At 54.5% G+C, this 13410-nt stretch carries 13 protein-coding genes; 10 read left to right on the top strand and 3 right to left on the bottom strand.

What is annotated here, in order from left to right:
• The first annotated feature begins 83 nt into the window (after window positions 1-83).
• Together IFU29_RS10360 and IFU29_RS10355 are read left to right on the top strand one after the other, a co-directional pair.
• On the top strand, window positions 84-443 hold the full coding sequence (locus IFU29_RS10360) for a hypothetical protein (RefSeq protein ID WP_191933865.1): 360 nt from the start codon (window positions 84-86) through the stop codon (window positions 441-443).
• Window positions 440-1807, top strand: coding sequence for an FKBP-type peptidyl-prolyl cis-trans isomerase N-terminal domain-containing protein (locus IFU29_RS10355; RefSeq protein ID WP_191933864.1), 1368 nt, complete (start codon window positions 440-442; stop codon window positions 1805-1807). The genes IFU29_RS10360 and IFU29_RS10355 overlap by 4 nt, the downstream gene beginning before the upstream one ends.
• A gap of 123 nt (window positions 1808-1930) precedes the next feature.
• Here the strand turns inward: IFU29_RS10355 and IFU29_RS10350 are convergent, their stop codons facing one another.
• Together IFU29_RS10350 and speA are read right to left on the bottom strand one after the other, a co-directional pair.
• Complete coding sequence (locus tag IFU29_RS10350; RefSeq protein ID WP_191933863.1) at window positions 1931-2110, bottom strand: hypothetical protein; 180 nt, start codon at window positions 2108-2110, stop codon at window positions 1931-1933.
• An 85-nt stretch (window positions 2111-2195) separates the two neighbouring features.
• Window positions 2196-4172, bottom strand: a complete 1977-nt coding sequence (speA, locus tag IFU29_RS10345) for a biosynthetic arginine decarboxylase (RefSeq protein WP_072277432.1) — start codon at window positions 4170-4172, stop codon at window positions 2196-2198.
• Between the two features lie 810 nt (window positions 4173-4982).
• Between speA and metK the strand changes: the two genes are divergently transcribed.
• From metK to ruvX, 8 genes are all read left to right on the top strand, one after another.
• A complete protein-coding gene (metK, locus tag IFU29_RS10340; RefSeq protein WP_191933862.1) occupies window positions 4983-6137 on the top strand; it encodes a methionine adenosyltransferase in 1155 nt (384 codons plus the stop codon).
• 378 nt (window positions 6138-6515) lie between these two features.
• Window positions 6516-7913, top strand: coding sequence for a sugar porter family MFS transporter (locus IFU29_RS10335; protein WP_191933861.1), 1398 nt, complete (start codon window positions 6516-6518; stop codon window positions 7911-7913).
• Between the two features lie 184 nt (window positions 7914-8097).
• The gene (locus IFU29_RS10330) at window positions 8098-8610 is read left to right on the top strand and encodes a SprT family zinc-dependent metalloprotease (RefSeq protein WP_191933860.1); all 513 of its coding nucleotides are present in this window, start codon (window positions 8098-8100) and stop codon (window positions 8608-8610) included.
• A gap of 123 nt (window positions 8611-8733) precedes the next feature.
• On the top strand, window positions 8734-9447 hold the full coding sequence (gene endA / locus IFU29_RS10325; RefSeq protein ID WP_191933859.1) for a deoxyribonuclease I: 714 nt from the start codon (window positions 8734-8736) through the stop codon (window positions 9445-9447).
• Between the two features lie 53 nt (window positions 9448-9500).
• Entirely contained in the window at window positions 9501-10232 is a 732-nt protein-coding gene (gene rsmE, locus IFU29_RS10320; RefSeq protein WP_191933858.1) for a 16S rRNA (uracil(1498)-N(3))-methyltransferase, read from the top strand.
• A gap of 66 nt (window positions 10233-10298) precedes the next feature.
• Entirely contained in the window at window positions 10299-11243 is a 945-nt protein-coding gene (gshB, locus tag IFU29_RS10315) for a glutathione synthase (protein WP_062744319.1), read from the top strand.
• A 90-nt stretch (window positions 11244-11333) separates the two neighbouring features.
• On the top strand, window positions 11334-11897 hold the full coding sequence (locus IFU29_RS10310) for a YqgE/AlgH family protein (protein WP_191933857.1): 564 nt from the start codon (window positions 11334-11336) through the stop codon (window positions 11895-11897).
• The gene (gene ruvX, locus IFU29_RS10305) at window positions 11897-12319 is read left to right on the top strand and encodes a Holliday junction resolvase RuvX (RefSeq protein ID WP_191933856.1); all 423 of its coding nucleotides are present in this window, start codon (window positions 11897-11899) and stop codon (window positions 12317-12319) included. The genes IFU29_RS10310 and ruvX overlap by 1 nt, the downstream gene beginning before the upstream one ends.
• A gap of 86 nt (window positions 12320-12405) precedes the next feature.
• Here the strand turns inward: ruvX and IFU29_RS10300 are convergent, their stop codons facing one another.
• Entirely contained in the window at window positions 12406-13401 is a 996-nt protein-coding gene (locus IFU29_RS10300; protein WP_191933855.1) for a type IV pilus twitching motility protein PilT, read from the bottom strand.
• Between the last annotated feature and the right edge of the window lie 9 nt (window positions 13402-13410).

The raw sequence follows: 13410 nt of genomic DNA, 5'->3' as shown, positions 1-13410 counted from the left end.
CCACATCGCATAAATTAGCCGAAAAACAATTAAACAAGGATAGGGTAATAATGAATTTATACAGGATCACAGGGTTAAACTTGATGGCTCTGGCAATGGTTTTATCCGGTTGCCAGAACAGGGTAGACGCGGAAAATACAACGCAAGTTAAAGAAAAAGCTGCGGCTACTGCGGCAGAAGTCGAAACTCTGCACCTGAAACAGTGCCAGCAGACCCTGAGCGCTCTGCACAATGTTGAGCAGAAACAGTTTGATAATTATAAACAGAACTTTGATCTGCTGATGAAAGGTGCCGCACAATATTCCGACGTTCGCGCAAAAATTAAAACGGAGACGCGGGATACCGTCGATGCGTTGTATCGCTACAAGGTCAACAAACTCTGTTCTCAGGTCGATCAGGCAGTGATGGTGGCGCTGGCGGCACAGGGAGAGTCGGTTAAATGAAGCTGACTTCATTGATCATCGCTTCACTGGGATTAAGCAGTCTGCCGCTGTCGATCGTTCAGGCGCATGCTGAGCCGGATAATCACATTCCGGCCCTGTTACAGTTTGCCCAACAATATCAGGAACGTGAGGTTCCTGACGGTAACCATTCAGAAAAACGGCCCGGCAGGGCAGAAAATAGCACGACCTCTCCTGCAAAATCTGCTGTGGCGCCGGCGGGTAAACTCCCCCCGGCCCGGCCGGGAGCATGGAAGATAAAAGATACGGAGTTGATGCAGCAACGGGCGACCATCGCCGACCTGAAATCGACTATTGCCGCTCTGCAAGGAAAGATTAAACAGTTTGAAGCGATGCAGGCGGATAAAAAATTGGCTCCTGTTGATTTGACGGCATTAAGTCTCTTTGCGAAAAATATCCGCCATGCGCTGGGCAGAACTGCGGACGAAACAGAAGCGGTGAACAGAATCAAGCAGGCCAACCAGGAAAAGGCCATGTTGTTGCAACGAGCGAAACAACTGGGTGAACAGATGACCCTGCTGCAAGCGCAAAACAGTCAGCTGAAGTTACAGCTGACCGACATGAAATCCCAGTCTCTGCGCGAGTCGGAACAGCAAAAATCTGCGCTGCAGGCCGAACATGCGAAACAGATTGCCGGGTTACAAGCCGCACTGGAGACTTCACGCTCAAAGCAACTGGCGGAAATAACGCCTGAAAGTCTGAACAGCGAAAAATCAAAACAGGATTACGCCGCAGGGATATCCTTAGGGGAAGAGATATTACAAATGCAGGCGGAGCGCCAGCGCTGGGGGGTTGAGACAGATAAGCAGCTGATCCTGAGCGGCATCGTCGATACCTTTGCCGGTAAAAGTCGACTGAGCGAAGAAGTACTCAATACCGCCCTGAGCGAAGCCGAGAATGAAGTCACCCAGGCCCGTGCAGCGACCATCACCCGTGAGAGCAAAAGCGGTACCGACTATCTGCAACATTTTAAAACGCTGAAAAACGCGAAACAGGCTGATAGCGGCTTCTGGTACCGCATTGATTATGCCGGTGATACGCCACTGGTGGAGGGGGCAAGCGTTGACGTAGTGGTAAAAGAGATGCTGACCGATGGCACCGTTATTCAGGATATGGAAGCCAGCGGAGCGACGCTGTCCCAGCCGGTTGCCGCATTCCCACCAGTATTTAAGGAAGCGATTACAAAACTTCATAATCATGGCTCAATGACCCTGGTGGTTCCCCCGCATCTGGCATACGGCGATAAAGGCTACCCGCCCAACGTGCCGCCCAATGCCACCATGGTTTATACATTGCGCATTGCAGAGATGTTTCCGGACAGTAAAAAGTTGGCTGATAAACCCTAAAAAGATAAAGAGGGATAACACGCTAAAGCCCTTTTCATCTCGAAAAAAATCCCCTTTGCGGCTAAACCAACAAGGGGGATTCAGTCGTAATGGCTCAGGCTGAGTTAACGTTTAAAAATACCGTCAACAAAGCTTACCCAGATCCGCTGAGCTGGCCGGGAGGTCTTTTTTCACTTCACCCTGCGGTGAAATGCCATCCACAAACTGCCGCAGGAACTGGGCCAGCAGGTCAGAAGCCTGCTGAGTATCGGTGCCCAGTTTGCCGGCCAGCGCACTCTTGAGCACCCCATCCAGTAAACCCATATCTGATTCCTCAACGTTCAGGCAAACGATGCCTGATGAAGAATGCCTGATGATGGGGCCGGATGGCCCCGTTATCACCGGAAGATTATTCGTCTTCCAGATAAGTGTAGCCATACAGGCCTGCTTCAAACTCTTCCAGGAACTGCGCGCGCAGCTCTTCATCCAGATCGCTCTGTTTGATCTGGTTACGGAAGTGGGTCAGCAACTCTGCCGGATTCAGCTGCACGTACTCCAGCATATCGGCGACGGTATCGCCTTCATCAGAAAGCTGGACTTCCACGCTGCCGTCAGGGAAGGCAAACACGTCAACCGCTTCGGTATCGCCGAACAGGTTATGCATGTTACCCAGGATCTCCTGGTACGCCCCCACCATAAAGAAGCCGAGCATCGGTGGGTTATCGATATCGTATTCAGGCATCGGCATGGTGGTGGCAATGCCGTCACCGTCAATATAGTGGTCGATAGTGCCGTCAGAATCACAGGTAATATCCAGCAGTACCGCACGACGCTCCGGCACCTGATTCAGGCCTTCCAGCGGCATCACCGGGAACAGCTGATCGATACCCCACGCATCCGGCATCGACTGGAACAGCGAGAAGTTGACGTAAATCTTATCCGCCATGCGCTCCTGCAGTTCGTCGATGATCGGGCGGTGTGCGCGATTGCTCGGGTCAAGGTGCTGCTGAATATAGTGACAGATACTCAGATAAAGCTGTTCTGCCCACGCACGCTGCGTCAGGTCATAGGTACCCTGCGAGTAGCCGGTGTGAATATCAAACAGGTCCATCTGGCTGTCATGCAGCCATTCGCGCAGCGAACGTCGGTTGCTCGGTTCGTGCATTTCCTGCCAGGTGTCCCACATGCTGACAATCGGACGCGGGGAGTCTTCCAGCGGCGGCTGAGGCTCGCTGAACTCATTGCGCTCCACCCCGATAATATTGGACACCAGCACCGTATGGTGCGCAGTAACGGCCCGGCCCGACTCAGTAATCACCGTCGGGTGCGGCAGATCGTGCTCATCGCAGGCATCACCAATCGCCCAGATGACGTTGTTGGCGTACTCGTTAAGCCCGTAGTTGACCGAGCAGTCGCTCTGCGAGCGCGTGCCTTCGTAGTCAACGCCAAGCCCACCGCCCACGTCGAAGCACTGAATATTTACGCCCAGCTTCGCCAGTTCAACATAGAACCGCGCCGATTCGCGTACGCCGGTGGCGATATCGCGAATGTTAGCCATCTGTGAACCCAGGTGAAAATGCAGCAGCTGCAGGCTTTCCATCCGGCCTGCTTCACGCATGATCTCCACCAGCTTCAGCACCTGAGTGGCTGACAGACCAAACTTCGACTTTTCACCGCCGCTTGACTGCCATTTGCCGGAACCCTGGGAGGCCAGACGCGCGCGAATACCCAGACGCGGCACCACATTCAGGCGCTCCGCTTCTTCAAGTACCAGCTTCACTTCGGTCATTTTTTCCAGCACCAGATAGACCTTGTGGCCCATCTTCTCGCCAATCAGCGCAAGGCGGATATATTCACGGTCTTTATAGCCGTTACAGACAATCACCGAGCGGGTCATACCTGCGTGAGCCAGTACGGCCATCAGCTCGGCTTTAGAGCCCGCCTCCAGGCCCAGCGGTTCGCCGGAGTTAATCAGCGACTCGATCACGCGCTTATGCTGGTTAACCTTAATCGGGTAAACCAGGAAGTAATCACCGCGATAGCCATAGGATTCACGCGCGCGTTTAAAGGCGGCGTTAATCGAGCGCAGGCGGTGCTGTAAAATCTGTGGGAAGCAGAACAGGGCTGGCAGACGCTGGCCTTCGGCCTCGCGCTCTTTAACCAGTTTGGCGAGGTCAACGCGGGCTTCCGGTACATCCGGATCGGGGCAGACACTGATGTGGCCCAGCTCGTTGACGTCATAGTAGTTATTACCCCACCAGGCGATGTTATAGGTACGCAGCATTTTGCTGGCATCCTGATCGCTCATGGCGACCTCCTGCATGGAGCGTAGTACACCCTGTTCGCCTGCTGACGAACCCTTAATTGTCTTCATGTCGTCAGACATCGCGAACCTCAAGTTGTAATGATGCAAAACAGCAATCCGCTACAGGCGTCCCCTGCAGCAATAACCCATTCCCCGCCGGTATTTTCAGCCCTGGAGCTTGAAAGGCCATTAAGCGCGGATTCTTAAGTATAACATTGTAAGACACGTCGCGGACTCCGGGTAACGGGTCAGAGAAGTAATAAGGACCACTCTCAGGATAATCTGAGAGCACCGCTGTGAGTATAGAAAGCTTAACCGCCGCAGGTGTCGGGATTATGACCAACGCAGCAATCGCTTCGGCTCAAAGGGCAAGGAGTCGTGATAAATGAGGGGAAACTGAACACGCCCGAATGGCGTAACTGACCGGATGAAACGACATCATGGTTCATTACTGCTATCACCTCCACACACACCGCAGTGGCGTATGGAAAACCTGAGACTGAGGGTGAAGGCCAGCACGAAAGGGTTCGTCACTGACAGGCATCTGCTGCACCGGGAGAGAACAACAACGGGCAGCGGCGTTTTATACAGCCCGGAAGGGGTAAATGCAAAATCTAAATGTGCTGAATGGGCTCTCTGTCAGGATAATTTGCCACTCTTTACATTACTTAAAACTTTATTGAGCAAAAAACGCTGGCAATCCGCTTATTGAGTAACCTAAAATAGACGTCCAGAAGTTAATCCGTCTATACTGGTTAACTTCCAAGCGTCCTGTATTACTGCTCATGGCTTTGCCTGTGGGGGGCGTCAAGTCTGAGTTTCCAGGCTGGTTCCCAGTCTTCACGCTATGCAGTCGATTTTCAACCCGTTAGAGTCAAGGTAAAGAATAAAATGGCTAAACACCTTTTTACATCCGAGTCCGTATCAGAAGGACATCCTGATAAAATCGCCGACCAGATTTCTGATGCTGTGCTCGATGCCATCCTCGAGCAGGATCCGAAAGCGCGTGTGGCCTGTGAAACCTATGTGAAGACCGGTATGGTGCTGGTCGGCGGTGAAATCACCACCAGCGCATGGGTTGATATCGAAGAGATCACTCGTCAGACCGTGCGTGATATCGGTTATGTTCATTCCGATATGGGCTTTGATGCCAATTCCTGCGCCGTACTGAGTGCCATCGGCAAGCAGTCCCCTGACATCAATCAGGGCGTTGACCGCACCGATCCGCTGGAACAGGGCGCAGGCGACCAGGGCCTGATGTTTGGCTATGCTACCAATGAAACCGACGTGCTGATGCCTGCGCCAATCACTTACGCACACCGTCTGGTACAGCGTCAGGCTGAAGTGCGTAAAAGTGGCAGCCTGCCATGGCTGCGCCCGGATGCGAAAAGCCAGATCACCTTCCAGTACGACAACGGTAAAATCGTCGGTATTGACGCGGTGGTGCTGTCGACTCAGCACTCGGAAGATATCTCGCAGAAAGATCTGCAGGAAGCGGTGATGGAAGAGATCATCAAGCCGGTTCTGCCGACAGAGTGGATCAACGCCAGCACCAAATATCACATCAACCCGACCGGTCGTTTTGTCATCGGCGGCCCGATGGGCGACTGCGGCCTGACCGGACGTAAAATTATCGTCGATACCTACGGCGGCATGGCCCGTCACGGCGGCGGGGCGTTCTCAGGTAAAGATCCATCAAAAGTCGACCGTTCAGCGGCCTATGCGGCACGCTATGTGGCGAAGAACATCGTGGCTGCCGGCCTGGCTGACCGCTGTGAAATTCAGGTCTCCTACGCCATCGGTGTGGCTGAACCGACCTCCATCATGGTGGAAACCTTCGGTACGGAAAAAATCTCTACTGAACAGCTGACGCTACTGGTGCGCGAGTTCTTTGACCTGCGCCCTTACGGCCTGATCCAGATGCTGGATCTGCTGCATCCGATCTACCGCGAAACCGCCGCTTACGGTCACTTTGGTCGCGAACATTTCCCGTGGGAAAAAACCGACAAAGCGGCACTGCTGCGTGACGCCGCCGGCCTGAAGTAATTTTCAGCCGGTTGCATCAGGGCACCTTCGGGTGCCCTTTTTTACGCGTGTAACAACGTGCTAACTGGCCGGGAATGATAACGATTACATTAAATAAATCTTTATATTTCATTCTATTATGATAACCCTCTTTATCAACTTATTCCTAAAATGCGCTATTTTCAGCGTTGTCTGATAGTGGTTCAGGGGGAAAATAGTTAAAGCTATAAACTGCTATGAGTTACTGGTTACAAAGCGTTACAGCATGATAAAAAGTGTTTTTCTGCGATTTCAGGCGTGTAAGCGATTACACCAATGTGATCTGAAGCACAGTCTGCTGCGCCAGGGTTACCTAACATCTATAACAACAACAAGTGGGACTACTTAATGGAGGCAACTATGCCTGAAAATAAAAAACGGAGCCGGACATCTAACAAGGCTATGACCCTGTTTGTCTGTTTCCTCGCAGCACTGGCGGGACTGCTGTTCGGTCTCGATATCGGCGTGATCGCCGGCGCACTGCCCTTCATCGCCAAAGACTTCAATGTGACACCGCACCAGCAGGAGTGGATTGTCAGCTCAATGATGTTTGGTGCGGCAATTGGTGCCGTCGGCAGCGGCTGGATGTCATCCTATCTCGGACGTAAAAAAAGCCTGATGATCGGGGCCGTGCTGTTCGTTATCGGTTCCTTGTGGTCAGCCTTTGCGCCTAACCCGGAAATGCTGATCGTTGCCCGCGTCCTGCTGGGCCTGGCGGTCGGTGTCGCCTCTTATACGGCCCCACTTTATCTGTCCGAGATTGCCCCGGAGAAAATCCGTGGCAGCATGATCTCGCTGTATCAGCTGATGATTACCATCGGTATTCTCGGGGCTTACCTGTCAGATACGGCCTTCAGCTATACCGGCGAGTGGCGCTGGATGCTGGGCGTGATCACCATCCCTGCCTTGCTGCTGCTGGTCGGCGTCTTCTTCCTGCCGAACAGCCCCCGCTGGCTGGCGGCGAAAGGCGACTTCCGCAGCGCACAGCGCGTGCTGGATCGTCTGCGTGATACCAGTGAACAGGCAAAGCGTGAACTGGATGAGATTCGTGAAAGCCTGAAGATCAAACAGTCCGGCTGGTCGCTGTTTAAAGACAACAGCAACTTCCGTCGTGCCGTCTATCTGGGCGTATTGTTGCAGGTGATGCAGCAGTTCACCGGGATGAACGTCATCATGTATTACGCGCCTAAAATCTTCGAGATTGCCGGTTTCACTAACACCACTCAGCAGATGTGGGGAACGGTAATTGTTGGTCTGATCAACGTGCTGGCGACCTTTATCGCCATCGGTCTGGTGGACCGCTGGGGCCGTAAGCCAACGCTGATCTTAGGCTTTATTGTGATGGCTGCGGGTATGGGCATTCTGGGTACCATGCTCCATGTGGGTATTCATTCTCAGAGCGCGCAGTACTTCGCGGTAGCCATGCTGCTGATGTTTATCGTAGGCTTTGCCATGAGCGCCGGCCCGCTGATCTGGGTACTGTGCTCAGAGATCCAGCCGCTGAAAGGACGCGATTTCGGTATTACCGTTTCTACAGCCACCAACTGGATCGCGAATATGATTGTCGGGGCAACCTTCCTGACCATGTTGAACAACCTGGGCAATGCCAACACCTTCTGGGTGTACGGCGCACTGAACCTGTTCTTCATCGTGCTGACGCTGTGGCTGATCCCGGAAACCAAAAATGTTTCGCTGGAGCACATCGAGCGTAACCTGCTAGCCGGTAAAAAACTGCGTAACATCGGTCAGCGTAACTAAGTAATGACCACTCGTCGGTACGGGGCTCACCGTACCGACGTTCTTCAGGCCCCCGTCACTCCCCTGCCTTCGTCGTCATCCCTGAAACGCGTAAGCGGACTGCCTGCAACTGTGACGCAAAAGGCACGCTGCGTGATGCGCCTGCCCCTTGAATTGCCCGCTGTCGCCCCGTATTCTTGCCAGCATGAAATCCCTCAGACTTCCTATCGCCCTGCAACAGGCCGTCATGCGTCAGCTGCGTGAAAAATTGCAGCAGGCCAACCAGCGGCTGAAGCGCGACTATCCTGAACCGGCCCTGATTTATCAGCAGCGTGGCACCGCAGCAGGCACCGCCTGGCTTCAGCGCTGGGAAATCCGGCTGAATCCGGTGCTGCTGCTGGAAAATCAGCAGGCCTTTATCGATGAGGTTGTTCCTCACGAGCTGGCACACCTGCTGGTATGGAAACATTTCGGCCGCGTCGCCCCGCACGGTAAAGAGTGGAAATGGATGATGGAGAATGTGCTGGACGTGCCGGCCCGCCGCACTCACCAGTTTGAAATCGCCTCGGTGCGCAGCCGGGCCTTCCCCTATTTCTGCCGCTGCCAGCAGCATCAGCTGACCGTCAGGCGTCATAACCGGGTGGTTCGCGGTGAAAGCGAATACCGCTGCCTGCACTGCGGCGATATCCTTCGGGCCGGGGACTTCCTGGAGTCTTAAAAAACCGGCAAAGTGGCTGAAAAGCAGGCGATTTAAGCCATCGATCTCTGCCAGTGATTCGTAATATCCACGATATCTGTTACTCTCCCACGCCTCTTTCATGGATTACAGATTTTCTGGAATATGTCTCGCAAAATTTTGGCCACTGTGGCCCTTGCCCTGCTGTTACCCGCCTTTTTCAGCCACGCCCTCAGCCTGGATAACTATCACCAGAACAGTTTCAGCCAGGCGAAAGCCTATGCCGCGCAGATTAACAATGGCGCGCCCGGCACGTTCTACTGTGGCTGCAAAATTCACTGGCAGGGAAAAAAAGGGGTTCCTGACCTTGCCTCGTGCGGTTATCAGGTGCGTAAAAATGCCAATCGTGCCAGCCGCATTGAGTGGGAGCACGTGGTTCCGGCCTGGAGTTTCGGCCATCAGCGTCAGTGCTGGCAAAACGGCGGACGTAAAAACTGTGCGAAGGATGATGACTACCGCCGCATGGAAACCGACCTGCACAACCTGCAGCCGTCCATCGGAGAAGTGAACGGTGACCGGGGTAACTTTATGTACAGCCAGTGGAACGGCGGCGAACCCCAGTATGGCCAGTGCGCGATGAAAGTCGACTTCAAAAGCAAGCTGGCTGAGCCGCCGGTTCGCGCCCGTGGGGCCATTGCCCGTACCTGGTTCTATATGCGCGACCAGTACCAGCTGCAAATGTCCAGACAGCAGACCCAGCTGATGACCGCATGGAGCAAGCAATATCCGGCCACGCCCTGGGAGTGCGAACGCGATCGGCGTATTGCCCGCGTGCAGGGGAATCATAACCCCTATGTACAGCAGGCTTGCCAGCGGTAAAATCACTGACCTACACTGCACAGCATTCGTGCACTACATTTGACAGGATCGCCATGCGTATACCCCGCATTTATCACCCTGAACCGTTAGAGACAGGCCGCGAAACGGCCCTGTGCGAAGACGCCGCCAATCACGTTGGTCGCGTACTGCGCATGGTGCCAGGCCAGCCCCTGGAATTGTTCGATGGCACAAATCTGACTTTTGCCGCCGAGATTACTCAGGCCGATAAAAAAAATGTGCGCGTGAAAATCACCGCAAGCCGCGCCGACAGCCGTGAGTCTCCGCTTCATCTGCATCTGGGACAGGTCATGTCGCGCGGTGAAAAGATGGAGTTCACCATCCAGAAAGCCGTTGAACTGGGGGTAAATGTCGTTACCCCCTTGTTTTCTGAACGCTGTGGCGTAAAGCTGGATGCAGAACGTCTGTTAAAAAAAATGCAGCAGTGGCAAAAAATCGCCATTGCCGCCTGCGAACAGTGCGGACGTAATGTCATTCCGGAAATTCGTCCCGTTATGGCACTTGACGCCTGGTGTGCCGAAGCGGATCGCGGGTTAAGATTAAATCTTCATCCCCGGGCTGAACACAGCATCAACACGCTGCCGTTGCCGGTAGAGCGGATCAGACTGCTGATTGGTCCCGAAGGGGGACTGACGGCTGATGAAATCAGTATGACGGCGCAGTTCGGATTTACCGATATTTTGCTTGGGCCGCGCGTACTGCGGACAGAAACAACGGCACTGACGGCAATTACCGCCCTGCAGGTACGTTTTGGCGACCTGGGCTAACTTTCAGACATTATTCCGCATAGCTTGAGCATTATCGCTAACGATATAGCTCAATTTGGAGACACAATGATTAAGCTTGGCATCGTGATGGACCCCATCACCTCTATTAATATTAAAAAAGACAGTAGCTTCGCTATGCTGCTGGAAGCACAGCGCCGTGGTTATGAAATTCATTATATGGAGATGAACGATCTCTATCTGCGCGGCGGTGAAGGCCGGGCTCGCACCCGCCAGCTGAGTGTTGAACAGAACTATGACAAATGGTTTGAGTTCGGCAGCGAGCAGGATATTGCTCTCAGCGATCTGAACGTGGTGCTGATGCGCAAAGATCCACCGTTTGATACCGAATTTATCTATGCCACCTACATTCTTGAGCGCGCGGAAGAGAAAGGCACGCTGATCGTTAACAAGCCGCAGAGCCTGCGCGACTGTAACGAAAAGCTGTTCACCGCCTGGTTCGCAGAGCTGACCCCGGATACGCTGGTCACCCGCAATGCCAGCCAGATCCGTGAATTCTGGCAGGAACACGGCGACATTATCCTTAAGCCGCTGGACGGCATGGGCGGTGCGTCAATCTTCCGCATTAAGCAGGAAGATCCGAATCTGTCGGTCATTATTGAAACCCTGACCGAGCACGGCAGCTTCTACTGCATGGCGCAGAATTACCTGCCGGCGATCAAAGACGGTGACAAACGCGTGCTGGTGGTGGACGGCGAGCCGGTACCTTACTGCCTGGCGCGCATTCCAAAATCAGGTGAAACCCGTGGTAACCTGGCAGCCGGTGGCCGTGGCGAAGCCCGTCCGCTGACCGAAAGCGACTGGGAAATTGCCCGCCGCGTCGGCCCGATCCTGAAAGAGAAAGGGCTGATCTTTGTCGGGCTGGATATTATCGGTGACAAGCTGACTGAAATTAATGTGACCAGTCCAACCTGCGTTCGTGAGATCGAAGCCGCATTCCCGATTTCTGTCACCGGTATGCTGATGGATGCGATCGAAAAACGCCTGGCCTGATTGTTGCGGCGGGGCCGGACTGCCCCCTGCTCACCCATTAACGCCCGCGGCTACCCGCCCGGGCGTTAACCAGACTACAGAACATTAAGTATGAATTTACAGCATCATTTTTTGATTGCCATGCCAACGCTTCAGGACCCGCTGTTCAAACGTTCAGTGGTCTATATCTGCGAACATAATAGTGACGGTGCGATGGGTTTGATCGTCAATAAACCGATGGATAATCTGACGGTTGACGGCATTCTGACCAAGCTGAAAATATCACCGACGCCGCGTGAGCCCGACGCCAGACTGGATAAACCGGTATTTTCAGGCGGGCCGCTGGCGGAGGATCGCGGCTTTATTCTGCACTCCGCGCAGAAGACATTTACCTCCAGCATTCGCGTTTCTGACAACACGGTGATCACCACCTCCCGTGACGTGCTGGAAACGCTGGGCACCCCGGAGCAGCCTGACAACGTGCTGGTGGCCCTGGGCTACTGTGCCTGGGAAAAAGACCAGCTGGAAAGTGAACTGCTGGAAAACGCCTGGCTGACGACCTCGGCCAACAGCAATATTCTGTTCCATACCCCGATTGCCGAGCGCTGGCGCGAAGCGGCAAAAAGCATGGGCGTGGATATCCACAATATTGCCAGTGAAGCAGGACACGCCTGATGAGCAGTATGACTATGTTGTCCTTTGATTTTGGGACGAAAAGCATTGGCGTGGCCATCGGCCAGCAGCTGACCGGCACCGCCCGTCCGCTGACGGCGCTGAAAGCCAACGATGGCGTGCCGGACTGGAACAAGATTGAAGCACTGCTGAAAGAGTGGCAGCCTGACCGCGTCGTGGTAGGGCTGCCGCTAAATATGGATGGCACCGAGCAGCCATTAACGGTGCGAGCCCGTAAATTCGCCAATCGCCTGCACGGCCGTTTTGGCGTACAGATAGAACTGCACGATGAGCGCCTGAGCACCGTCGAAGCCCGTGCTGAACTGTTTGAGCGCGGCGGTTTCCGCGCCCTGAGCAAAGGTAGCGTCGACTCGCTCTCAGCGGTGATTATTCTGGAAAGCTGGTTCGAAAATCATTATACGTAAACAGATCGCAGCCCCACCAACGCTGGTGACGGTGAACAGGACGGCCCGCTCAGACCGGACGGTAGTGGCTGACCTTCTTTTTTCGGTCAGTCAGCCAGTACTCCCTTTCTCTTCCACTCCGCCAGACTCTGCTCAAACGTCTGCATTCCCTGCTGGCTGCCGGTCTGTAACAGTGCCGGTAGCTGATGGGTTTTCCCCTCTCGGATCAGATTTGCCACTGCCGGGGTATTAACCAGTACCTCGAACAGCGCGACTCTGCCGCCGGTGGCGGCCACCAGCCGCTGGGCAATAACCGCCTGTAAACTGCCTGCCAGCTGGCTGCGTGCCAGATTCTTTTCGTTGCCCGGGAACACATCCACCAGCCGCTCCACCGCCTGTGCAGCGCCACGGGTGTGCAGCGTTGCCAGCACCAGATGCCCTGTTTCTGCGGCGGTCAATGCCAGCTGGATCGTCCCGGCATCGCGCAGCTCACCCAGCAGGATCACATCAGGATCTTCCCTCAGCGCCGCCCTTAACCCGCCGTCAAAGTCGGTAAAATGCAACCCTTTCTCCCGCTGCTGGATCAGTGACCGTGCGCTGTGATGCAGATATTCGACCGGGTCCTCCAGCGTCAGGATATGCCGCTGCTGCTGCTGGTTCATCTCGTCAATCATGGCCGCCAGCGTGGTGGATTTTCCGCTGCCGGTCGCCCCGACGATCAGGACCAGGCCCTCTTCCCTCTGCAGCAGCGAGTGAGCCACCGCAGGCAGGCACAGTGACGCCATGTCCGGACAACGGCTGGCAATCAGCCGCAGCGCCAGCGACAGACCGTGGCGCTGACGAAAAAGGTTGGCCCGCAGGCGAACGCCGTCGGGCATCGTCAGGGCAAAGTCGACCTGCCCCTCCTCCGCCAGCGTCTGCTGCTGCACAACCGTCAGCCAGCGTATAGCGAAGCTTTCCAGCCACTCATTCGTCATTTCCGGCGTGCCCTCAATCGGTGTCAGGCGGCCATTGCAGCGCCAGAATGGAGAATGACCACTGCAAAGGTGCAGATCGCCTGCATTATGCTTTACACTAAGGGCCACTAATTCCTCAATATCCATATTTTTTCC

Origin of the sequence: Erwinia persicina (assembly GCF_014838825.1) — a bacterium.
GTDB lineage: Bacteria > Pseudomonadota > Gammaproteobacteria > Enterobacterales > Enterobacteriaceae > Erwinia > Erwinia persicina_A.
The sequence above is the reverse complement of the archived record's forward strand: the minus strand, read 5'-3'. Positions and strand labels throughout refer to the sequence as shown.

Bases quoted from the DNA above. Each gene is read 5' to 3' on its own strand.
- IFU29_RS10360 (WP_191933865.1), top strand. From the start codon at position 84: ATGGCTCTGGCAATGGTTTTATCCGGTTGCCAGAACAGGGTAGACGCG.
- IFU29_RS10355 (WP_191933864.1), top strand. From the start codon at position 440: ATGAAGCTGACTTCATTGATCATCGCTTCACTGGGATTAAGCAGTCTG.
- IFU29_RS10350 (WP_191933863.1), bottom strand. From the start codon at position 2,110: ATGGGTTTACTGGATGGGGTGCTCAAGAGTGCGCTGGCCGGCAAACTG.
- speA (WP_072277432.1), bottom strand. From the start codon at position 4,172: ATGTCTGACGACATGAAGACAATTAAGGGTTCGTCAGCAGGCGAACAG.
- metK (WP_191933862.1), top strand. From the start codon at position 4,983: ATGGCTAAACACCTTTTTACATCCGAGTCCGTATCAGAAGGACATCCT.
- IFU29_RS10335 (WP_191933861.1), top strand. From the start codon at position 6,516: ATGCCTGAAAATAAAAAACGGAGCCGGACATCTAACAAGGCTATGACC.
- IFU29_RS10330 (WP_191933860.1), top strand. From the start codon at position 8,098: ATGAAATCCCTCAGACTTCCTATCGCCCTGCAACAGGCCGTCATGCGT.
- endA (WP_191933859.1), top strand. From the start codon at position 8,734: ATGTCTCGCAAAATTTTGGCCACTGTGGCCCTTGCCCTGCTGTTACCC.
- rsmE (WP_191933858.1), top strand. From the start codon at position 9,501: ATGCGTATACCCCGCATTTATCACCCTGAACCGTTAGAGACAGGCCGC.
- gshB (WP_062744319.1), top strand. From the start codon at position 10,299: ATGATTAAGCTTGGCATCGTGATGGACCCCATCACCTCTATTAATATT.
- IFU29_RS10310 (WP_191933857.1), top strand. From the start codon at position 11,334: ATGAATTTACAGCATCATTTTTTGATTGCCATGCCAACGCTTCAGGAC.
- ruvX (WP_191933856.1), top strand. From the start codon at position 11,897: ATGAGCAGTATGACTATGTTGTCCTTTGATTTTGGGACGAAAAGCATT.
- IFU29_RS10300 (WP_191933855.1), bottom strand. From the start codon at position 13,401: ATGGATATTGAGGAATTAGTGGCCCTTAGTGTAAAGCATAATGCAGGC.